Source organism: Microbacterium sp. NPDC028030 (assembly GCF_040637855.1).
GTDB lineage: Bacteria > Actinomycetota > Actinomycetes > Actinomycetales > Microbacteriaceae > Microbacterium.
This window is the reverse complement of record NZ_JBEZXF010000005.1, coordinates 58,854-80,516: the sequence shown is the minus strand read 5'-3', so window position 1 is coordinate 80,516 and position 21,663 is coordinate 58,854. Positions and strand designations below refer to the sequence as shown.

16 protein-coding genes are annotated in these 21,663 nt (G+C 70.1%); 13 read left to right on the top strand and 3 right to left on the bottom strand.

The genetic code is table 11. The annotated features are described in order from the left end of the window. Nucleotides 1-32: 32 nt before the first annotated feature. Together AB0E56_RS19150 and hrpA are read right to left on the bottom strand one after the other, a co-directional pair. A complete protein-coding gene (locus AB0E56_RS19150; RefSeq protein ID WP_359801651.1) occupies nucleotides 33-977 on the bottom strand; it encodes an NADP-dependent oxidoreductase in 945 nt (314 codons plus the stop codon). A 38-nt stretch (nucleotides 978-1,015) separates the two neighbouring features. After that, entirely contained in the window at nucleotides 1,016-4,933 is a 3,918-nt protein-coding gene (hrpA, locus tag AB0E56_RS19145) for an ATP-dependent RNA helicase HrpA (RefSeq protein WP_359801650.1), read from the bottom strand. Nucleotides 4,934-4,976: 43 nt separating this feature from the next. Here hrpA and AB0E56_RS19140 point away from each other — a divergent pair, with 43 nt between their 5' ends. The 7 genes from AB0E56_RS19140 (at nucleotide 4,977) to AB0E56_RS19110 (ending at nucleotide 12,676) form a co-directional block, all read left to right on the top strand. After that, on the top strand, nucleotides 4,977-6,164 hold the full coding sequence (locus tag AB0E56_RS19140; protein WP_359801648.1) for a heparan-alpha-glucosaminide N-acetyltransferase domain-containing protein: 1,188 nt from the start codon (nucleotides 4,977-4,979) through the stop codon (nucleotides 6,162-6,164). Nucleotides 6,165-6,226: 62 nt separating this feature from the next. Further along, nucleotides 6,227-7,063: an aldo/keto reductase gene (locus AB0E56_RS19135; RefSeq protein WP_359801647.1), complete on the top strand. Its 837-nt coding sequence runs from the start codon at nucleotides 6,227-6,229 to the stop codon at nucleotides 7,061-7,063. Between the two features lie 76 nt (nucleotides 7,064-7,139). Next, entirely contained in the window at nucleotides 7,140-7,709 is a 570-nt protein-coding gene (gene msuE / locus AB0E56_RS19130; protein WP_359801645.1) for an FMN reductase, read from the top strand. A gap of 31 nt (nucleotides 7,710-7,740) precedes the next feature. Continuing rightward, nucleotides 7,741-9,546: a DUF255 domain-containing protein gene (locus tag AB0E56_RS19125; RefSeq protein ID WP_359801643.1), complete on the top strand. Its 1,806-nt coding sequence runs from the start codon at nucleotides 7,741-7,743 to the stop codon at nucleotides 9,544-9,546. A gap of 176 nt (nucleotides 9,547-9,722) precedes the next feature. Further along, a complete protein-coding gene (gene hisC / locus AB0E56_RS19120; RefSeq protein WP_359801641.1) occupies nucleotides 9,723-10,790 on the top strand; it encodes a histidinol-phosphate transaminase in 1,068 nt (355 codons plus the stop codon). Continuing rightward, nucleotides 10,787-12,190, top strand: a complete 1,404-nt coding sequence (locus tag AB0E56_RS19115; RefSeq protein ID WP_359801640.1) for an amino acid permease — start codon at nucleotides 10,787-10,789, stop codon at nucleotides 12,188-12,190. The genes hisC and AB0E56_RS19115 overlap by 4 nt, the downstream gene beginning before the upstream one ends. Nucleotides 12,191-12,193: 3 nt before the next feature. Further along, nucleotides 12,194-12,676, top strand: coding sequence for an Lrp/AsnC family transcriptional regulator (locus tag AB0E56_RS19110; protein ID WP_359801639.1), 483 nt, complete (start codon nucleotides 12,194-12,196; stop codon nucleotides 12,674-12,676). Nucleotides 12,677-12,693: 17 nt separating this feature from the next. Here the strand turns inward: AB0E56_RS19110 and AB0E56_RS19105 are convergent, their stop codons facing one another. After that, the gene (locus AB0E56_RS19105; RefSeq protein WP_359801637.1) at nucleotides 12,694-14,247 is read right to left on the bottom strand and encodes a phospholipid carrier-dependent glycosyltransferase; all 1,554 of its coding nucleotides are present in this window, start codon (nucleotides 14,245-14,247) and stop codon (nucleotides 12,694-12,696) included. Nucleotides 14,248-14,309: 62 nt separating this feature from the next. Between AB0E56_RS19105 and rsmI the strand changes: the two genes are divergently transcribed. The 6 genes from rsmI to AB0E56_RS19075 all read left to right on the top strand — a co-directional run bounded on the left by rsmI (nucleotide 14,310) and on the right by AB0E56_RS19075 (nucleotide 21,643). Next, on the top strand, nucleotides 14,310-15,146 hold the full coding sequence (gene rsmI / locus AB0E56_RS19100) for a 16S rRNA (cytidine(1402)-2'-O)-methyltransferase (RefSeq protein WP_359801636.1): 837 nt from the start codon (nucleotides 14,310-14,312) through the stop codon (nucleotides 15,144-15,146). Next, on the top strand, nucleotides 15,143-16,249 hold the full coding sequence (locus AB0E56_RS19095) for a LacI family DNA-binding transcriptional regulator (protein ID WP_359801635.1): 1,107 nt from the start codon (nucleotides 15,143-15,145) through the stop codon (nucleotides 16,247-16,249). Before rsmI ends, AB0E56_RS19095 begins: the two co-directional genes overlap by 4 nt. A gap of 180 nt (nucleotides 16,250-16,429) precedes the next feature. Next, nucleotides 16,430-18,049: an ABC transporter substrate-binding protein gene (locus AB0E56_RS19090; RefSeq protein WP_359801632.1), complete on the top strand. Its 1,620-nt coding sequence runs from the start codon at nucleotides 16,430-16,432 to the stop codon at nucleotides 18,047-18,049. After that, nucleotides 18,046-19,026, top strand: coding sequence for an ABC transporter permease (locus tag AB0E56_RS19085; protein ID WP_359801630.1), 981 nt, complete (start codon nucleotides 18,046-18,048; stop codon nucleotides 19,024-19,026). The genes AB0E56_RS19090 and AB0E56_RS19085 overlap by 4 nt, the downstream gene beginning before the upstream one ends. Further along, complete coding sequence (locus AB0E56_RS19080; RefSeq protein WP_359801629.1) at nucleotides 19,023-19,937, top strand: ABC transporter permease; 915 nt, start codon at nucleotides 19,023-19,025, stop codon at nucleotides 19,935-19,937. Before AB0E56_RS19085 ends, AB0E56_RS19080 begins: the two co-directional genes overlap by 4 nt. Continuing rightward, complete coding sequence (locus AB0E56_RS19075) at nucleotides 19,934-21,643, top strand: ABC transporter ATP-binding protein (protein ID WP_359801627.1); 1,710 nt, start codon at nucleotides 19,934-19,936, stop codon at nucleotides 21,641-21,643. Before AB0E56_RS19080 ends, AB0E56_RS19075 begins: the two co-directional genes overlap by 4 nt. Nucleotides 21,644-21,663: the final 20 nt, after the last annotated feature.

The following is a 21,663-nucleotide window of genomic DNA, read 5'->3' as shown; positions in this document are numbered from 1 at the left end:
CCGGCCAGAGCTGACCCCGACCGAGATCTCTCCTACGGCACGAGGATGATCTTGCCCGAGGCGGCGCCGGACTCCATGAGCTCATGGGCCTGCGCCGCTTCGGCGAGGGGGAGTTCCGGACCCAGCTCGATCGTGAAGTCGCCCGCGGCGAGCAGCTCGATGGTCTTCGGCAGCGCCTCGGCGCGCCATGCCAGCTCCTCCTCGGTCAGCGGCACCGGAGATCCGCCGGAGAACGCGCGGATGCCGAACGACGCGGCGTCCGGTCCGCGCACGATCGTCGCGATGCGGTCGCGGTCGGCGACCAGCGCGAGCGAGGTCTCGATCGCCTCGTCGGTGCCCGCGCCGTCGAGCACGACCGTGACGGGAGAAGGAGCGGCCTCGCGGACGCGCTCCAGCAGCCCGTCGCCGTAGGCCACGGGGATCGCGCCGAGCTCGCGCAGCTGGTCGTGGCGGGCCGGGCTGGCGGTGGCGATCACGGTCGCACCCCACGCGACGGCGAACTGCACCGCGGCCTGTCCGACCGCGCCAGAGCCGGCGTGCACGAGCAGCACGTCGCCCTCGGTCACTCCGAGCGAGCGCAACGCCTGGTAGGCGGTGCCGGCGGGGATGCCGATCGCCGCGCCCTCGGCCATCGTGACGGCGTCGGGGAGCTTCTCGAGGTTCTCGGTCGCGATCGCGAGCGCCGAGGCGTAGGTGCCGTGCGCGTCGCGGATCGCCACCCGATCGCCGACGGAGAGCCCATCGACGCCCTCGCCGAGCACCTCGACGACACCGGCGCCGTCGAAGCCGACCGGACGCGGTTCCGTGATCGGGGGCGACGGGCGCTTGCCGCTGCGCAGCTTCGCGTCGATGGGGTTCACGCCGGCGGCCTCGATGCGGACGACGACCTCGCCGCGTGCCGCCACGGGGTCGGGGATCTCGATCAGGTGCAGGACAGCGGGGGAACCGATTTCGGTGTAGACGATCGCGCGAGCCATGCGTTCAGGCTACCCGTGCCGAGGGGCGACGCGAGGGCTCAGCGGCCGGACAGCGCCTTCATGATCCGCTGCGGCGACACGGGCTGTGCGGTGCCGAGTCGCTGCGCGAACACGCTGACGCGGTACTCCTCCAGCAGCCAGCGCACCTCGACGAGCGCGGGCACGGCGTCGCGGGCGAGCGGGATCGTGCCGCCGGCGTCTTCGAACGCCTTCGCCATGCGCTCGTACTCGGTCATGCGCGCGCGGTCCTTGCCCGGCTCGCTCGCGAGCGTCTTGAGCCGGTCGAGCATCCCCTCGAGGTACCGCGGGAAGTGCGCGAGCCGATCGGCCCCGGCGGCCGAGACGAATCCCGGGTGCAGCAGACCGCTCAGCTGCGTGCGGATGTCGTTGAGCGGTCCGAGGAGCGCCAGCGAGTTCTGCGATTTGATCCCGCGCTCGACGTCGCGGGACTTCGTCAGAATACGGGCGACCAGCGAGACGCAGGCGAAGAGCTCGTCCACCAGCACCGCCGACACGGCATCACGCACCCGTACGAACTCGGCCTCGCTGCGTACGATCCCGTCGGGCACGATGCTCTGGACGACCCGCCGGGACACGGCGGCGCGACAGTCCTCGATCAGAGCAGCGGCCGACGGGTACGGCGAAGCCGCGAGCGCGAGCTTCTCCTGGCTCGTCAGGTGCTCCTGCACATACGACGACGGCGAGGGGACGCCCAGCAGCACCAGTCGCAGCACGCCGTCTCGGGTCGCGGCAGCGGCGGCCTCCGGAGTGGATTCGACGCGCACCGCCACGCTCTTGCCCTGGTCGAGGATGGCCGGATAGCCCCGCACGACTCCGCCGGCGACCCTCGTATCGAGCACTTCAGGCAGCTCCCCGAACGTCCAGCCCGTCAGCCCGGTCTGTTCGACCGGTGCCGCGGCGACGCGCTCGGCGCCACGGTTCGGGCCCGGAGTGCCGGAGCGGGGAGGCGCGGCGATCGAGCGCGCCACACTGCTGCGCGCGCGGTCGGACAGCCGCGCCTGCAGGGCTCGCAGATCGCGCCCGGAGCCGACGACCCTGCCGCGCTCGTCCACCGCGCGGAAGTTCATGCGCAGGTGCGGGGGCACCCGCTCGTCGTCGAAGTCGGCGGCGGAGACGAGCTGATTCGCGAGCGGCTGGATGAGCCGGGCGAGAGCTTCCTTGAGCGTGCGGGGAGGCAGACCGCCGTGCGACTCCGGGCCTTCGTCGGCGAGCTCCGCCCCGAACTTCTCGGCCCAGTCGGCCGCCGGGACGACATGACGGCGGATGGCCTTCGGCAGCGCTCGCAGCAGTCCGGTCACGAGTTCGGCCCGCAGGCCGGGCACCTGCCAGTCGAAGCCGCGGTCTTCGAGCTGCGCGAGCAGGGGAAGCGGCACCACGACGCTGACACCGTCGTCGTCGGCGCCCGGCTCGAACCGGTACGCGAGTCCGAGGACCTGATCGCCCTGCGGCCACCGCGTGGGGAACTCCCGCTGGTCTGCGCGCTCCTCATCGTCGATGAGGTCGCTCTCACGCATGACGAGCAGCTTCGGCGTCGTCGCCATGGCCTCCCGCCACCAGCTCTCGAACGAGCGCACGTCGAACACGTCGGCGGGGAGGCGCTCGTCGTAGAACCGGAACACGGCCTCGTCGCCGGCGAGGATGTCGCGGCGCCGCTCACGCTCTTCGAGCTTCTCGAGGCGTCGGCGCAGCTCGGCGTTGCTGCGCCAGAACGCGCTCACCCGCTTGTCGATGCGCGTGGGATCCCACTCGCCCTCGACGAGTGCGTGCCGCACGAACAGCTCGCGCGAGGCCGGGCGGTCGATGCGGGCGAACTGCACGCGGCGCCGCGGGATGATCTCGAGTCCGAACAGCGTCACCTTCTCGAAGGCGACGGCGGCGCCGGCATCCTTCGACCAGTGCGGCTCCGTCACCTGACGCTTGGCGAGGTCACCGGCCAGCGGTTCCGCCCACGCCGGGTCGATCGCGGCGACCGTTCGGGCGAAGGTGCGCGAGGTCTCGACGATCTCGGCGGCGATCACGGCGCGAGGACTCTTCTTGCGCAGACCGGACCCGGGGAAGATCGAGAAGCGGATGCCCCTGGCGCCGCGGTACTCCGCGATGCGCCGGCCCTTCTGCTCCTTGGCGGGGGCGTGCGACTTCCCCGCGGGAGCGGTGCGTTCGTCGAGGATGCCGATCTGCGACAGGAGTCCGGCGAGCAGCGAGCGGTGGATCGCGTCGGGGTCGCTCGTCCCGGTGTCGTCGCGGTGGCGATCGGGTGTCTTCACGAGGGTGCGCAGCTGGCGATGCACGTCGAACCACTCCCGCACCCGCACGTAGTTCAGGTGCTCGGCGCGGCACATCCGTCGGAACGCGCTCGAGCCGAGCTCGCGCTGCTGTTCGCGCAGGTGGTTCCACAGGTTCAGCAGCGTCAGGAAGTCGCTGGTCGGGTCGACGAACCGCGCGTGCAGACGGTCGGCCTCGTCCCGCCGCTCCTCCGGCCGCTCCCGCACGTCCTGGATGGTCATACCCGAGACGATCGCGAGCACGTCTCGGGTCACGGTGCCAGCGGAGCCGGACCGCCCCGCCTCGATCAGCATGCGGGCGAACCGCGGATCGATCGGCATGCGCGAGATGTCGCGTCCGGTGCGGGTGAGGTGCGGGGAGCCGTCGCGGCGGGAGGGCTCGACCGCTCCGAGCTCGGTGAGCAGGTCGAACGCCGCCTTGACGCCCCGGGAGTCCGGCGGCGTGAGGAAGGGAAATGCGCCGATGTCGCCGAACCCGAGCGACAGCATCTGCAGGATGACCGACGCCAGCGAGGTGCGCAGGATCTCGGGCTCGGTGAACTCCGGGCGCCGGTCGAAGTCCTCTTCCGAGTACAGGCGGATCGCGATGCCGTCGCTGGTGCGCCCCGCGCGACCGGAGCGCTGGTTCGCCGAGGCCTGCGAGATGGCCTCGATCGGTAGTCGCTGCACCTTGGAGCGGTTGCTGTAGCGGGAGATGCGCGCGGTCCCGGTGTCGATCACGTACTTGATGCCGGGGACCGTGAGGCTCGTCTCGGCGACGTTCGTCGCGAGGATGACCCGACGACGGACGCCGGCGACCCTGCTGCGTTCGAAGACCCGGTGCTGGTCTGCGGCGGAGAGGCGACCGAACAGCGGCAGCACCTCGGTGGGGGAGCGGTCGTTCGCGTACGCGCCGCGCACGGCATCGGCGGCGTCGCGGATCTCGGCCTCACCGGGCAGGAACACGAGCACGTCGCCCGCGGGCTCACGGTCGAGTTCGCGCAGTGCGGCGACGATCGCCGAGACCTCGTCCTCCGGCTCGGCCGGTGCGCTCTCGTCGTCCGCGTCTTCGACCGGACCTCGGTAGCGGATCTCGACCGGATATGTGCGGCCGGACACCTCGATGATGGGTGCGGGGGTGCCGTCGGCCGCGGCGAAGTGCTTCGCGAAGCTCTCGGGGTCGATCGTCGCCGAGGTGATCACGACCTTGAGGTCGGGGCGTTCCGGGAGGATGCGGGCCAGATACCCCAGCAGGAAGTCGACGTTGAGGGAGCGTTCGTGCGCCTCGTCGATGATGATCGTGTCGTAGCGGGTGAGCAGCCGGTCGCGGTGGATCTCGTTGAGGAGGATGCCGTCGGTCATCAGGGCGATGCGAGTGGCGTCCGAGACCTTGTCGGTGAAGCGCACCTTGTAGCCGACGAGGGTGCCGAGCTCGACGTGCAGTTCTTCCGCGACACGTTCCGCGATGGTCCGGGCGGCCAGGCGGCGGGGCTGTGTGTGCGCGATGCGCTCGCGCCCCAGTTCGAGGGCGATCTTCGGCAGCTGGGTGGTCTTGCCAGAGCCGGTCGCCCCCGCGACGATCACGACCTGGTGGTCGCGGATGGCGTCGGCGATCTCGCCCCTGGCGGCGCTGACGGGCAGCTCCGGGGGATAGGAGATCACGGGGGAGGACATAGCCCTCCATCGTATGACGGGAATCGCCCCCTACGATCATCTGGTGATCACCGCCCTGGCTCCCGTCCGATGGTTCCGTGAATTCGGGCGCCCGCCGCGCATCCTCGGCCTCGATGTGGCGCGGGGGCTGGCGATCCTCGGCATGGCTGGAGCGCACATCGGCGAGACGGAGGCGTTCGACCTCGTCGATCCTTCGACGTGGACCGACCTCGTGCACGGGCGGTCCTCGATCCTCTTCGCCCTGCTCGCGGGAGTGTCGATCGCCCTGATGACCGGCCGCAGCGCGCTGCCCGACCCGGAGCGGCTCCCCGGCATCCGGCTGAGCCTCGTCGGACGCGGAGCGGTGATCTTCCTGATCGGGCTCGCCCTCGAGATGCTGAACACGCCGATCGCCGTGATCCTCACGCTCTACGGCATCCTCTACATCGCCGTGATCCCGTTCCTGCGGTGGCGTCCGTGGCAGCTGCTGCTCGGGGCTGCCGTGCTCGCGCTCCTCGGTCCCGCGCTGCTCGCCTTCCTCGGCGCCGTGATGCTGCACCCGTTCGGCGCCGGCATCGGCTTCGTGCTGTACGGCACCTACCCCCTCACGGTGTGGATGGCGCTCGTGCTGGGTGGCATGGCCCTGGGGCGGATGCACGTGCAGCGGATCCGCACCGCCGTGATCGCGCTCGGCGTCGGCGTCGTGCTCGCGGTCGCAGGCTACGGACTCGGTGGCATCGGACAGTCCGCGGGACTCACAGGGTCTCCGGACGGCAGCTCGTCCTTCGCGGACAGCTCGTTCGTCGAGAGCGACGGCGGGGTGCTGTCAGCCCCGAGCGGGTGGGAGGGGTATCCGCAGGCGCTCGCGGCGGCGGACCCGCTCGGCGCCGTCGTCGCCGCGGTGTTCGCAGTCGAGCCCCACAGCGGGGGCACGGCCGAGGTGCTCGGCTCCGGTGGGTTCGCGCTCGCGGTGATCGCGCTGTGCCTGTTGCTGGCACGGCCGCTGCGGTGGGCGCTGCTGCCTCTCGGAGCCCTCGGATCCATGCCGCTGACGGCATACAGCGCTCACGTGCTGTCTATCGTCCTGGTGGGCGGGCCGGGCGCTTTCTTCTCCAGCAACGCGTTCTGGGCGGCGACGGCGGTGGGCCTGCTGGTGGTGACGACCCTGTGGTCGATGTTCTTCGGGCGCGGTCCCCTGGAACGACTCGTCGGTCGCGGCGCGGCGGCGATGGCGGCGGTTCCGCGGCGCTGAGGCGATGGACTTCTTCTTCATCCTCCGGCCTCGGCGTCCGACACCGGTCATAGGCTGGAGCAATGAGCATTCCTGCACTCGAACTGAACGACGGCAACTCCATCCCGCAGCTCGGCTACGGCGTCTTCAAGGTGCCGCCGGCAGAGACCGAGCGCGCGGTGAGCGAGGCGCTCGAGATCGGCTACCGCCACATCGACACGGCCGCGATCTACGGCAACGAGGAGGGCGTCGGCGCCGCCATCGCGTCCTCAGGGATCGCCCGCGACGACCTGTTCATCACGACCAAGCTCTGGAACGACCGCCACCACGACGAGGAGCCGCGCGCGGCCATCGCCGAGAGCCTCGAGAAGCTCGGGCTGGAGAAGGTCGACCTCTACCTGGTGCACTGGCCGACCCCCGCCAAGGACGACTACGTGCACGCATTCGCGAAGCTCGTCGAGCTGCGTGAGGCCGGGCTCACCCGCAGCATCGGCGTCTCGAACTTCCTGGTGCCGCACCTCGAGCGCACCGTGAAGGAGACCGGAGTCGTGCCTGCGGTGAACCAGATCGAACTGCACCCCGCCTACCAGCAGCGCGACGTCGTCTCCTGGGCCGACGACCACGGCATCCGGATCGAGGCGTGGGGTCCGCTCGGGCAGGGCAAGTACGACCTGTTCGGCACCCCCGCCGTGGCGGACGCCGCTGCGGCGCACGGGGTCACCCCCGCGCAGGCCGTGCTGCGCTGGCACCTCCAGAAGGGCATCATCGTGTTCCCGAAGTCGGTGCGTGCCGAGCGTCTGCGCGAGAACCTCGACGTCTTCGGCTTCGAGCTCACGGACGCCGAGATCGCGGCGATCGACGCCCTCGACCCGCTGGACGGGTCCGGACGTGTCGGCTCGCATCCGGACGATGTGAACTGAGACCGGGTTCTCCCCGCACATGACGCCCCGTGTCGCATCGCGCGACACGGGGCGTCGTCGTGGGTACCGTCGAGGCATGACAGCTCCGTTCCGCGTCGTGGCCGTGTCGGGTTCCCTGCACGAGCCGAGCAAGACGACTGCCCTCGTCCGGGCGATCACGGCCGCGATCGGCGAACGAGCCGCGGTCGAGTCGCAGCTCATCGAGCTCACGGAGATCGGCCCGGGGTTGGCCGGCGCGCTCCGACGTGATCAGCTCGCTCCGGAGGTGGAGGTCCAGCTGCAGGCGATCGAGTCCGCCGACCTCCTGATCGTCGGCAGCCCGGTCTACCGCGCGTCGTTCACGGGCCTCTTCAAGCACCTCTTCGATTTCGTCGGGCAGTACGAGCTGGTCGGCAAGCCGGTGCTGCTCGCGGCGACCGGCGGCGGCGAGAAGCACGCACTGATCATCGAGCATCAGCTGCGGCCGCTGTTCGCGTTCTTCCAGGCGCTGACGCTTCCGCTCGGGGTGTACGCGAGCGACACCGACTTCGACGGCTACGAGATCGCCTCCGACGTGCTGCGCGCGCGCATCGCGCTGGCCGCGGACCGCGCCCTGCCGCTCGTCGGCTATGCGGCATCGCGTCCGGTCGACCTGCTGGTCGGCTGACTCCCGTCCTCGCGCGGCGTAGCGTGAGGGTATGACCAACCGGCTCGCCGACACGCTCAGCCCGTACCTGCGGGCGCACGCCGACAACCCCGTGGACTGGTTCCCGTGGGGCGAGGAGGCGTTCGCCGAAGCGCAGCGGCGCGACGTGCCGCTGCTCATCTCCATCGGCTACTCGACGTGCCACTGGTGTCATGTGATGGCACGCGAGTCGTTCGCCGATCCCGCGACGGCGGCACTGATCAACGACGGTTTCGTGGCGGTGAAGGTCGACCGGGAAGAGCATCCGCAGGTCGACGGCGCGTACATGGCTGCCGCCTCCGCCTTCACGCAGAACCTCGGCTGGCCGCTCACGGCCTTCGCCACTCCGCGAGGGCGCACGTTCTACGCCGGCACGTACTGGCCCCCCGAGGCGCGTGCTCCGATGCCCGCGTTCCGCGAGGTGCTCGCCGCGGTGCGGGAGGCGTGGACGCTGCGACGCGTCCAGGCCGAGGAGTCGGCGGACGCCGTGACGGATGCGCTCGCGAGAGCTGCGGAGTCGGCGCCGTCCGACCTGCCGGATGTCGTCGCGATCGCGACGGCGGCGGAGGCCATCGCGCAGCGGGAGGACCGGCAGTTCGGAGGGTACGGCGGCGCACCGAAGTTCCCCGTCGCGACCACGCTGCGGTTCCTGCAGCATCCAGTCGTGCGGGAAGGGGCTCCGGATGCGGCGGCGTCGGTCGAGCGCGCGCTCGCCGCGATGGCGGGGTCCGCCCTGCGCGACGCCGACGGGGGCTTCTTCCGCTACGCGACGCAGCGCGACTGGACGGTGCCGCACTACGAGCGGATGCTGACCGACAACGCGCAGCTGCTCGACGTCGCACGCGACGCGCAGGACGAGCGAACCGTGCGGGGGATCGCCGCCTTCCTGATCGAGGTGCTCCGTCGCGACGGCGGAGGGTTCGGCGCGGCACAGGACTCGGAGTCGATGATCGACGGTGTGCGCAACGAGGGCGGGTACTACCTCCGGCCGGTCGCCGACCGCGCAGACCTGGAGCCGCCGGCCGTCGACGGCAAGGTGATCACCGGCTGGAACGGGCTGGCGATCGGCGCCCTGTCCCGGGCGGGGCTGGCATTCGGGGAGCAGCGCTGGATCGATGCCGCGGCCGCTGCCGCCGACCACGTGCTGCGGGTCAACCGGGACTCCGCCGGCGCGCTGGTGCGCACATCGCTCGACGGCCGGGCGTCATCTGCCGTGGCGACCGCGGCCGACCGAGGGCTGTTCGCCGACGGTCTGTTCGCCCTCGCGCTCGCGACCGGCGACGCGGAGTGGGCGACCGAGGCGCGCGGCATCCTCGACGAGGCGCTCGAGGGTGCAGGCGGCGGCGACGACCCGCTGCTGTCGGCTCAGGGCATCGCGACCTCACCGGATCAGACCGACGGCGACCTGCCTTCGGATGCGGCTGCGGTCGCCGGCGCGGCCCTGACCGCGTGGTGGCTGGGCGCGGGGGAGAAGTACCGCGAGGCCGCGGTCGCGACCGTGAGTGCGCTCGCCGAGAGATCGCTGGAGCAGCCCTTCGCCCACGGCACCCTGCTGCGGGTGGCTTCGGGTCTCGCCGTTCCGCCCCGCCAGCTCGTCGTGGTCACCGCCGACCGGCACGGTGCGCTCGCCGCCGCCGCCAGGGGCGCGGATGCCGAGGTCGTGTCCGTGCTCTCTCCCGCACAGGCGCGTGCGTTCGCCGAGGGCGGCTTCGAGCTGTTCGCGGGCAAGGAGGCGACGGCCGAGCGGGCGTACGACTGTCGCGCGTTCGTGTGCCGCCTGCCGGTGAGCGATCCTGCGGAGGTCAGCGTCGCCCGGTGACGGCAGCCCTGGTGGGCGCACGTGTCCTGTCTGGGCAGTCTGCCCACAGTTTCGGGCGAAGGTGCGGGTCTGTTGCGCGGGTTGCGCAGTATCGGGTGCACCGATTGCTCAGTGCGCGGCATCCGTTCTAGGGTTGCGCGACACCCCACTCCGATCGCAGCAAGGATGCTCTGACGATGCCCCTCCCCACCCGTGCCGGACTCGACGCCGTCCCCGCCTACCGACAGGGACGCTCCGCCCCAGCCGGCGCCTCGAAGCTCTCGTCGAACGAGTCTCCGCATCCGCCGCTGCCCTCGGTCGTCCAGGCCGTGCGGGATCGCCTGGACGCCATCCACCGGTACCCCGACATGAGCGCGGCTGCTCTGCGTGAGCGGCTGGCCGCGCGCTACGGCATCGACCCCGCCGAGGTCACGGTCGGTGCCGGCTCGGTCGAGATCGCATCCCAGCTCATCCACGCGGTCGCCGGAGAGGGCGATGAGGTGGTCTTCGCGTGGCGGTCCTTCGAGGCCTATCCCTCGCTCGTCCGCATCGCCGGGGCCACACCCGTGCCCGTGCCGCTCGACGCCGATCACGCGCACGACCTCGACGCCATGCTCGCGGCGATCACCCCGCGCACGCGCCTGATGTTCGTGTGCAACCCGAACAACCCGACCGGGACCGTGGTCGGTGCCGATGAGCTGGAGCGGTTCGTCGCCGCCGTGCCGCACGACGTCCTGGTCGTGATCGACGAGGCCTACGTGCATTTCGACCGCACCGAGAGCCACGGCGCCGGCATCGAGCTGTTCCGACGTCACCCGCATGTGGCGGTGCTGCACACGTTCTCGAAGGCCTACGGGCTCGCCGGACTCCGCATCGGCTACGCGATCGCGCCCCTCGAGGTCGCCGAGAACCAGCGCAAGGTCGCGGTGCCGTTCGGGGTGACCGACCTCGCCCAGGCCGCCGCCCTGGCCTCGCTGGATGCGGAGGACGAGCTCGGGACGCGCATCGACGAGGTGGTCGTCCAGCGCGACCGGCTCCACGCGGTGCTCACTGCGGCGGGGTGGCCCGCCGTCCGCTCGCAGGCGAACTTCGTCTGGGTCCCCGCGGGCGAGCGCACCACGGAGCTCGAGAGCGTCCTGCAGGCGGGAGGCGTGATCGCCCGCACCTTCGCCGGCGAGGGAATCCGCATCTCGTCGGGCTCATCGGTGGACATCGATCGGGTCGAGGCCGCACTCGCGACCGTGCGCGTCGAGGTGAACGCATGACCGGCGATCGTCGGACCGAGATCCCGCCCACCACGACCACCACCAAGGGGTTGCACCCTGGCCTGACCCGTCGTCAGATCTCGATGATGGGACTCGGCGGTGCCATCGGCGCCGGCCTGTTCGTCGGCTCAGGGCAGGCGATCAGCATCGCGGGTCCCGCAGTCCTGGTGTCGTACCTGGTCGCCGGCGGCATCGTCGTGCTCGTGATGGCGATGCTCGCCGAGATGGTCGCGGCGCGACCGAGCTCCGGCGCCTTCAGCTCCTATGCCCAGAAGGCCATGGGGCGCAGCGCGGGCAGCGCGGTGGGCTGGCTCTACTGGATCCAGCTGGTCGTGGTGATCGCGGCCGAGGCGACGGGTGCCGGAGCGATCGTGGCGAACTGGACGCCGGGGATCCCCGCCTGGGTGTGGGTGCTGATCTTCGTGGTGGCCCTCACGGCCGTGAACCTGTTCGGGGTGCGCAACTACGGCCGCTTCGAGTTCTGGTTCGCGGCGATCAAGGTCGCGGCGATCATCGCCTTCCTCGTGGTCGGGGTGTGCGCGATCGTCGGGCTCATCCCCGGTGTGCCGGCGACCGGTATCGCGAATCTGGTCGACGACGGCGGCTTCGCGCCGAACGGCATCGCCGGCATCGCGGGTGCCCTCCTCATCGTCGTGTTCGCGTTCGGAGGCACCGAGGTGGTCGCGATCGCCGCCGCCGAGTCGAACGACCCCGCCCACAACATCCGCCGCATCGTGCGGGAAGTGCTCGTGCGCATCCTGGTGTTCTACGTCGGATCGATCTTCGTGATCGTGGCCGTCCTGCCGTGGAACGACCCTGCGGTCAAGGCGGGTCCGTTCTCGGCCGTGCTCGACACCCTGAACGTGCCCGGTGTCGGGCTCGTGATGGACCTGATCGTGATCATCGCGCTGCTGTCGGCCATGAACGCCAACATCTACGGGGCCTCGCGCATGGCCTACTCCCTGGGGGAGCGCGGTCTGGCGCCCCTGGCCGCGACGCGCACGAGCCTCAAGGGTGTGCCGTTCGTCGCCGTGCTGGCCTCGGTCGCGTTCGGTTTCATCACGGTGGGGCTCAACTGGGCGTTCCCCGACGTCGTGCTCCCCGCGCTGCTCAACGTTGTCGGCTCGACACTGCTGGTGATCTGGACCGCGACCGCCGTGTCGCAGCTCATCCTGCGCCGTCGCGCCGACCGCACAGGGGAGCAGATGCCGATGCGGATGTGGGGTTTCCCGTGGCTGTCGTGGCTGTGCCTGGTGCTGCTGGCCGCCGTGATCGCGCTCGCGATGATCGACCCGGCCGCCCGGATCCAGCTGCTGCTCACACTCGGTCTCACGGCTGTGCTCCTGGTCGTCGCCCGCGCGACGAAGGGTGTCGCCCGCCCCGGCGTGACCAGGGAGTAGCGGATGCGGATCGATCGGCTCGACGCGCAGCTCATCAGGCTGCTCACGGAGTCGCCGCAACTGCCGATCCTGGAGTGCGCGCGGCGGCTGGGTATCGCGCGCGGCACCGCGACCAGCCGTCTCGCGCGTCTGCACGATGGCGGGGTGATCGAGGCGATCGTGCCGCGCATCGATCCGGCGGGCTTCGGCTACGGTGTCGTCGCCTTCTGCCTGGTCGAGATCGACCAGAAGGTCGGCCACGACGACGTGGCCACCGCGCTCGCCGATGCCGTCCCCGAGATCGTCGACATGCACACGGTCACCGGAGCCAGCGACATGCAGCTGCGACTCGTCGCCCGCGACGCCACGCAGCTGCAGGAAGTGCTCGACCGCGTGGCACTCGTCCCCGGTGTCGCGCGCACCGCGTCGTCGATCGCGATGCGCACGCACCTCTCAGGACGCGTCCTCCCGCTGGTCGATCACGTCGCTGCCGACGACGTGCCGTAGGGCCGAGCGGCCCGGATTCACACCCAGCCGGGCATCCAGTTGTGCAGCAGCCAGAAGTCGTACGGCACGCTCATTCCGGTCCACAGCGGCAGGAAGAACGCCGACACCAGCACGACGAAGACCAGGAAGATCGTCACGGTGCGCTCGCCCGACTGCCGGCGATACAGCGGATCCTCGCGTCGCCCGGCGATGATGCGCAGGGTCATGCTCAGCCCGAGCACGAGGAACGGCATCATCACGACCGTGTAGAACTGGAAGATCGTGCGCTCGGGGAACATCAGCCAGGGCAGGTAGGTGACCGCGAGCCCGACGAGCGGCAGTGTCAGCTCCGGGCCGATCGGCCGCCGGGTGATCCAGCCGCGCACCAGCCGGTACAGCAGGTAGACGGCCGCCGCGACCCCGCCGTACCAGATCAGCGGATTGGGCACGGCCGAGATCACCGCGATGCAGTGGTCGGTGCCGCAGTTCTTCGGGTCGGAGTCGACCCAGACCGCGGTCGGCCGGAGCAGGAGCGGCCACTCCCAGGCGGGGCTCGCGTAGGGGTGGCCGCGTGTGAGCCCGACGTGGAAGCCGAGCATCGACTCGTGGTACTTCCACAGCGCGACCAGAGGGTTCGGGTCGCTCTGCCGGTCGTAGCCCCCTGCCGTCACGAGCCAGCCGGTCCAGCTGAACAGATACACCGCGAGGGCCGGGAAGACGAACAGGACGAAGGAGACCGGCCCCTGACGGAATGCCGCAGCGGTCGGCCACAGGACCACCCCAGCGCGGCGCCTGGCGAGGGCATCGGTGACCACGACGTACAGCCCGAAGCCCGCCAGTGCGTACAGGCCGGACCACTTCACGGCCGAGGCGGCGCCGAACGCCGTCCCTGCGGCGATCAGCCACGGCCGACGCCAGAGCACGGGTCCCCAGAACGGATCGGGGGCGTCGGGGTCGCGTCTCTCGAGCACCGGGATGGTCCGCTCCCGGTCGATGAGCACGAACAGCACGCCCAGCAGGAGGAAGAACGTCAGGATGCCGTCGAGCAGCGCGATCCGGCTCATCACGATGCTGAGGCCGTCGATTGCCAGCAGCGTGCCAGCCACGGTCGCGACCACGATCGAGCCGCTCAGGCGACGCGCGATCAGGTACACCAGGAGGACCGAACCGGTGCCGAGCACCGCTGTCGCCAGGCGCCACCCCGCACTGTTGTCCGGACCGCCGATCGCCATGCCGAGCGCGATGAGCCACTTGCCCAGTGGGGGGTGGACGATGAAGGCGCCCTGGTCGGAGAGGGGCAGCGCCTGCAGGGTCACGAACGCGTCGTCGGCCTTCTCGCCCCACGTGCCCTCGTAGCCGAGCGTCCACAGCGACCAGGCGTCCTTGACGTAGTAGGTCTCGTCGAACGCGAGCTGATGCGGATGCCCCACGTTCACCAGGCGCAGCACCGCGGCCACAGCGGTGATGACGAGCGGGGCGAGCCAGCGGACGGCGCGACCCCAGTCCGGGTCGCTCAGCACACGGTCGCGGAGCTGCCCGTATCGCGTCGACCGCTCCTGGGGAGCGGGCAGCAGGGGCTCGGGCGCGGTCACCGCTCCAGCCTAGACAACCGGCCCTCTCGGTCGGCTGCATCCACCGCGCCTAAGCTGGGCGGGTGATCATCCTCGCCGCCACTCCGATCGGAAATCTCGGCGACGCGTCGCGTCGCCTGGTGGAGGTGCTCGAGAACGCCGAGGTCGTCGTCGCGGAGGACACCCGCACCACGCAGCGCCTGCTGAAAGCGCTGCACATCGAGAACCGGCCCCGCTTGATCGCGCTGCACGACCACAACGAGAAGCAGAAGGCGGCGGAGCTGGCTGTGCTCGCCGTGGAGACCGACATCGTCGTGATGAGCGACGCCGGGATGCCGACCGTGAGCGACCCCGGCTACGGTCTGGTCGCCGAGGCCGTCGCCCAGGGCGTCACCGTGACCGCGATACCGGGTCCGAGTGCGGTGCTGATGGCGCTCGCGATCTCGGGCCTGCCGACCGACCGCTTCACGTTCGAGGGCTTCCTGCCGCGCAAGCCGGGGGAGCGGCGTTCGACGCTTCGGGCGCTCGCGGCGGAACCTCGCACCATGGTGTTCTTCGAGTCGCCGGCCCGCCTCGCGAGCGCGCTCGCCGACATGGGGACGGCCTTCGGCGATGAGCGGCGGATCGCCGTGTGCCGGGAGTTGACGAAGCTGTACGAGGAGGTGCGGCGCGGCTCGGCATCCGAGCTCGTCGCGTGGGCGGAGAACGGCGTGAAGGGTGAGATCGTGATCGTCGTCGAGGGTGCTGCGCGCCGCGACGCCTCTCCGGACGACGCCCTCGCCCAGGTGCAGCAGCTCGTCGCCGACGGCGTCAGGCTGAAGGACGCCGCGTCCGAGGTCGCGGCCCTCACTGGGCTCTCCTCCCGAGACCTGTATCAGGCGGCTCTCGCCGCCCGCTCCGGGGGAGGAGCGCGACCGTGAGCAGAGCGGCGACCGTCTACGACGTGGCAGACCGCGCCGGGGTCTCGATCGCCACGGTCTCGCGGGTGCTGCGCTCGCCGGATGCGGTACGTCCGGTCACGCGGGAGCGCGTGCTCGACGCCGTGACCGCCCTCGGCTACGTGCCCAGCGGCAGCGCCCGCGGTCTCGCGGAACGGCGCACCGGCGTGCTCGGGCTGTACTTTCCCGGGTTCGACGCCGCGGAGGATGCGCCGCCGCTCGATGCGCTGTCCGCTGCTCGAGCCGACGCCCCGCCGTTCGCCGTGGTGCGGGAGGAGACGCAGGCCGAGACGGAGCGCTCCTCGATGCTCTTCCTCGACGAGGTGCTGCGCGGTGCGGAGCTGGAGGCGTGGAAGCAGGGATTCGTGCTCATGGTCGGCGTCGGGCGCGACGACCCCGACCGTTCAACGGTGCGCGACATGGCCGGTCGTGTCGACGGCCTCGTGGTCCTCGCGAGCAGCGTTCCGGATGACGTGCTGGCACGGCTGGCGCGGCGGATCCCCGTCGTGGTGCTCTCGGGGCCCCCACGAGGGGATCACTACGACCACGTCACGGTGAGCAATGCCGAGGCCATGGCGGAGCTCACACGGCATGTCCTGACGCAGGTGGGGGGTGGGCCACTCGCGTTCCTCGCGGGTCCGCCCGATTCGCCCGACGGACTCCAGCGGTGGGAGGGCTTCGCGGCGGCGGTGACGGCGGCCGGCCGGTCCGTCTCCGACGTCGTCGTCCTCCGCGGCGACTTCACGCGAGGATCCGGGCGCGCGGCGGCGCGGCGACTCGTCGACTCCGGGGTGCCGGAGGCCGTGGTCGCGGCGAACGACCAGATGGCGCTCGGCGTGCTGGACGTGTTCCGCGATGCCGGCATCGGCGTGCCGGACGAGGTGCTCGTCACGGGCTTCGACGGCATCGATGCCGCAGCGCTCGCGCATCCGCCGCTCACCACCATCCGTCAGCCGATGATCGATCTCGGGCGGGCGGCGGTGCAGGTGCTCGCGCGTCGGCTCGAGCACGCCGACGCGGATCCGGTGGTGGCACGGCTGCCACTGCAGATCCTCCTCCGCGAGAGCTCTCGGCGACCTTCCTGAGGCGGGGGAGGCATGGCGCCCCCGCCGCTGTCAAGGGGTTGCCTTCGCAAAATGTATGCGCTTACACTCGCGGAGGCGGCGGAAGCCGTCGTTCATGACAGAGACGACATGAGGTGGCAGATGTCAGGTGGCAGAGCGCCGAGAGGGCGTACGTTCCGACGGTGGCGCCGGGCAGCGGTCGTGGGTCTCACGGCTGCGGCGATCGCGCTGACCGGCTGCAGCATCCAGATCACGTCGCAACCCGATCCCTCGATCGGCGACGACACGATGCTGATCAACGCCGACCACGGCAACCCCTTCTTCACGAAGAACTTCAACCCGTACCTGACCAACACTCGCACCGCGTCGCGGTGGATCTACGAGCCGCTGATCCTGATCAACCCGCTCGACGGTGCGCAGAACCCGTGGCTCGCCTCGGAGTGGTCGCAGCCGGACGCCCGCACGATCGAGATGACGATCCGCGACGGCGTGCAGTGGAGCGACGGCGAAGACCTCACCCCGGACGACGTGGCCTTCACATTCCAGCTGCTGAAGGACAACCCCTCGCTCGACATCAAGGGCGCGTGGCAGCATCTCGACAGCGTCGAGACCGAAGGCGACGACGTCATCCTGCACCTCAAGACCGAGGACGCCCCTTCGCTGTCGATTCTCGGCCAGACCATGATCGTGCCGGAGCATCTCTGGTCGGATGTGAAGGACCCCGGCACCTACCGCAACGAGGACCCGGTCGGCACCGGACCCTTCGTGCTCGGCAACTACAACGACCAGCAGTACTCGATGGACAAGAACCCCGACTACTGGCAGGCCGACTCGATCGAGATCGAGCACATCGTCCTCCCCGCAACGAACTCGCAGCTCGACACCGTGAGCCGCGGCTACGACTGGGCGTACGCGTTCATCTCCGACGTCGAGGGCACCTGGGGTGCGGCGAGTCCGCACAACTCGTGGTGGTTCCCGCCGGGCGGCGTGATCGCGCTGATGCCGAACCTCGAGGTCGCGCCGTTCGACGACGTGAACGTGCGGCGGGGCATCGCGCTCTCGCTCGACCGCGAGGAGATCGCCGAGACGGCCTCAGAGGGGTACATGAAACCCGCAGGCCAGACCGGGCTCATCCTGCCGAACCAGGAGCAGTACCTCGACCCGAGCATCCCCGACGGCGGCATGATCACGCAGGATGAGGATGCCGCGCTCGCGGCCTTCGCCGATGCGGGATACACGCTCGACGGCGATCGTCTCGTGGACGCGCAGGGCGAGCAGCTCGAGTTCGCGCTCACGACCGCCAACGGCTTCACCGACTGGACGCGCGCGGCGCAGACCGTGCGCAGTCAGCTCGCCGAGGTCGGTGTGAAGGTCACGCTCAAGCTCCCTCAGCCGGCCGGATACCAGAGTGCGATCAGCAACGGCGACTTCGAGATGGCGATCGGCGGCATGGGCAACGGCGACGTCTACCAGGCGTACAACAACCTGCTCTCCAGCGAGTTCTACGTGCCGTCGGGGGAGGCGACCGCCAACAACTTCGAGCGCTACCGCTCGGATGAGGCCGACGCGCTGCTCGCCGAGTACCGCGAGACCGTCGACACGGCGCGCCAGGCCGAGATCGTGAAGGAGCTGCAGGGCATCGTCTACGACGAACTCCCCGTGATCGGCCTCTACTACGGCGGAATCTGGGGGCTGTTCAACGACGCCAAGTTCACCGGATGGCCGAGTGAGGACGACCCGTACATGATCCCGCAGAACTACGACTCCGCGCCGCTGGGCATCTTCACGCGGCTCGAGCGAGTGAAGGAGGACGACAAGTGAAGTACGTGCTCCAGAAGTTCGGCCTGTTCGTGCTCACCCTGTGGGCCGCGGTCACCCTGAACTTCTTCCTCCCGCGCATGATGCCGGGGTCGCCGGCCGACGCCGCGATCGCCAAGCTCTCCCAGAACGGTCCGGTGTCGGATGCCACGCGCGCCGCGATCGAGGCGCAGCTGGGCGTGCCGACGGGGTCGCTGTGGGATCAGTACATCGCCTACCTCGGTCAGGTCGTGCGGCTCGACTTCGGCGTCTCGTACACCTTCTACCCGCAGAGCGTGTCGAGCATGGTCTCCACCGCGCTGCCGTACACGATCGGGCTCGTCGGCATCGTCACGGTCCTCGCCTTCGTGATCGGGACGCTGATCGGGGTCGCGGCCGCCTGGCGCCGAGGCACCTGGCTCGACACGCTCCCCACGCTGACCGGTTCGTTCCTGAGCACGTTCCCGTACTTCTGGACGGCACTGCTGCTGCTGTTCTTCTTCGGCTACGTGCTGCACTGGTTCCCGACCACGGGCGCCTACTCCGCCACGACGACCCCCGGATTCACGTGGGACTTCCTCGGAGACCTCGTGAGCCACGCGTTCCTGCCGGCGCTGACCATCCTGCTCACCTCGCTCGGCGGGTGGATCATCGGCATGCGCAACGCCATGATCAACACCCTCGGTGAGGACTACATCACCTTCGGCGAGGCGAACGGCCTCCACGGTCGCACGATCGCCCTCCGCTACGCCGCGCGCAACGCGATCCTGCCGAACCTCACCGGCTTCGGGCTCACACTCGGCGGTGTGGTCGGCGGATCGATCCTGGTCGAGCAGGTGTTCGGCTACCCGGGCATCGGGTACCTCCTCTTCAACGCCGTGATCGGGCAGGACTACCCGCTCATGCAGGCGCTCTTCCTGATGATCACGGTCAGCGTGCTCATCGCCAACTTCCTCGTGGACATCCTGTATGGGGTGCTGGACCCAAGGACACGCCGATGACCTCCACCATGAACGTCAAGATCCCCGCCGACCGCATCGCGGCGCCCAGTCCGTGGCGCGCCTTCGGGCGGATGGTGAGCACCCTCTGGTCGAACGGCAAGGCCCGACTCGGCCTGTGCATCCTCGCCTTCTTCGTGCTCGTCGCCGTCTTCGCACCCCTGCTGGCGCCGTACGGCCCGAAGGAGAACGGCTTCGAGCGCAACGCCGACGCCTCGTGGGCGCACTGGCTCGGGACGACGGCCGCGGGGGAGGACGTGCTCAGCCAGCTCATCTACGGCGCGCAGGTCAGCCTCCTCGTCGGCTTCGCCGCCGGCATCCTCTCCACGATCGTGGCGGTGCTCATCGGTCTCAGCTGGGGCTACATGCGCGGGTTCGCGGGCGAGGTCATCGGGTTCATCGTCAACCTCTTCCTCGTGATCCCCGGGCTGCCGCTCATGATCGTGATCGCCGCCTATCTGCAGAACGGCGGCATCCTGATGATCATCGCGGTGATCGTCGTGACCGGATGGGCGTGGGGAGCGCGCGTGCTCCGCAGCCAGACGCAGTCGCTGCGCGGCAACGACTTCGTCACCTCGGCGCAGTTCTCGGGCGACAGCCGCACCCGCATCGTGTTCCGCGAGATCCTGCCGAACATGACCTCGATCATCGCCGGGACGCTGTTCGGTGCGGCGACGGCCGCCATCCTCGCGGAGGCGGGACTCGAGTTCCTCGGCCTCGGCGACTCCAGCATCGTCAGCTGGGGCACGATGCTCTACTGGGCGCAGAACTCCAACTCGCTGCTCACCGGGCAGTGGCTGCTGCTGTTCGCCCCCGGTCTCTGCATCGCCCTGCTGGCGCTGAGCCTCACACTGATCAACTTCGGCGTCGACGGCATATCCAATCCGCGTCTGCGAGAAGGGAAGGGGCGATGAGCGCCATGGAGCACGACGAGATCCTGCTCGACGTCCAGGGACTGTCGATCGAATACGCGTCGCCGGGACAGGAGCCGGTGCAAGCGGTGCACGACGTGTCCTTCACCCTGCGCCGCGGGGAGTTCGTCGGACTCGTCGGGGAGTCGGGGTCGGGCAAGTCCACGCTCGGCTTCGCGCTCACGAGGCTGCAGAAGCCGCCGGCGCGCATCAGCGCAGGACGCATCCTGTTCGACGGGCGCGACGTCCGCGAACTCGACGCGGAGGAGCTGCGCCGTCAACGCCAGGGCGGCTTCGCCATGGTGCTGCAGTCGGGCATGAACGCCCTCAACCCCGTCCGAACGGTGGGCAATCACTTCCGCGACATCTTCGCCGCCCACGGCCACGTGCCGCGTGAGGACCGCGAGGCACGTGCTCGCGAACTCGTCGGCAAGGTGGGGCTCGCGCCCGAAGTGCTCGCCCGTTTCCCCGGGGAGCTCTCCGGCGGCATGCGACAGCGCGCCTCGATCGCGCTCGCCTTGTCGCTCGAACCGCAGCTCATGGTGTTCGACGAGCCGACCACGGCGCTCGACGTGCTGGTGCAGCACGCCGTCATGGACACGATCAAGGAGCTGCAGCGGTCGGAGCACTTCACGGCGATCCTCATCAGTCACGACCTCGGCGTCGTGCTCGAAGCCACCGACCGTGTGATGGTCATGCACGAGGGGCGCATCGTGGAGGACGCCCCGAGCCGGGACATCCTCGAACGCCCGCAGGACGAATACACGCGCATGCTGCTGAGCCACTATGCGGACCCGCGGGCGAAGACGCTCTCCATCCCCGGGTTCGTCGACCTGGGTACGCGGCGTCGCGAAGGGCGCTCGCGGGCAGATGTGACCGAGACCGTGCCGACCGTGTCGCCGCGCGATGCCCGTCGGGCGGATGCCGCGATCGTCGTCGACGGGGTGTCCAAGCGCTACCCGGCACCGCGCCGCGGTCAGGACGCGGTGACGGCGGTCGACGACGTCTCGTTCCGGCTCGAACCGGGCGAGGCGCTCGCACTGGTCGGCGCCTCAGGGTCGGGCAAGTCGACCATCGCGAAGATGCTCACGGGCGTCGAGAGGCCGACCTCGGGCAGCATCCGCTTCGGCGGCACCGATGTCGCCACCCTCAAGCGGCGGGGTCTGCGCGATCTGCGCAAGGACGTGCAGATGGTGTTCCAGGACCCCTATGCGGCGTTGAACCCCCTGCACACCGTGGAGTACGCGCTGACACGTCCCGTCGTGAACTACACGCGACTCCGGGGCACCGAGGCCAGAGCGCGGGTGTTGGAACTCCTGGAGACCGTCGGCCTCACACCGGTCGAGCAGTTCGCGGCCAAGCTGCCGCATCAGCTCTCCGGTGGGCAGCGACAGCGCGTCGTGATCGCCCGTGCGCTCGCCAGCGATCCGCAGGTGCTGATCGCCGACGAGCCGGTGTCGATGCTCGACGTCTCGCTGCGCGCCGGTGTGCTCGCCCTCCTCGAGGACCTGCGCGAGAGGTGGGGCATCAGCATGCTCTACATCACGCACGACCTGCTGAGTGCGCGCCTCGTGACCGAGAACATCCTCGTGCTCAACCGCGGCCGCGTCGTCGAGCGCGGCGAGACCTCGCAGGTCCTGCAGCACCCCGAAGACCCGTACACGGTCGAGCTGCTCGATGCCGTGCCCAATCCCGCACGCGCGCGCTAGACCGCGACGAGAGATCCGCA

Excerpts from the sequence above, each read along its gene's own strand:
- AB0E56_RS19110 (WP_359801639.1), top strand. The coding sequence starts at position 12,194 with ATGCGGATCGATCGGCTCGACGCGCAGCTCATCAGGCTGCTCACGGAG.
- AB0E56_RS19150 (WP_359801651.1), bottom strand. The coding sequence starts at position 977 with ATGGCTCGCGCGATCGTCTACACCGAAATCGGTTCCCCCGCTGTCCTG.
- hisC (WP_359801641.1), top strand. The coding sequence starts at position 9,723 with ATGCCCCTCCCCACCCGTGCCGGACTCGACGCCGTCCCCGCCTACCGA.
- hrpA (WP_359801650.1), bottom strand. The coding sequence starts at position 4,933 with ATGTCCTCCCCCGTGATCTCCTATCCCCCGGAGCTGCCCGTCAGCGCC.
- AB0E56_RS19075 (WP_359801627.1), top strand. The coding sequence starts at position 19,934 with ATGAGCGCCATGGAGCACGACGAGATCCTGCTCGACGTCCAGGGACTG.
- AB0E56_RS19115 (WP_359801640.1), top strand. The coding sequence starts at position 10,787 with ATGACCGGCGATCGTCGGACCGAGATCCCGCCCACCACGACCACCACC.
- AB0E56_RS19125 (WP_359801643.1), top strand. The coding sequence starts at position 7,741 with ATGACCAACCGGCTCGCCGACACGCTCAGCCCGTACCTGCGGGCGCAC.
- AB0E56_RS19135 (WP_359801647.1), top strand. The coding sequence starts at position 6,227 with ATGAGCATTCCTGCACTCGAACTGAACGACGGCAACTCCATCCCGCAG.
- msuE (WP_359801645.1), top strand. The coding sequence starts at position 7,140 with ATGACAGCTCCGTTCCGCGTCGTGGCCGTGTCGGGTTCCCTGCACGAG.
- AB0E56_RS19080 (WP_359801629.1), top strand. The coding sequence starts at position 19,023 with ATGACCTCCACCATGAACGTCAAGATCCCCGCCGACCGCATCGCGGCG.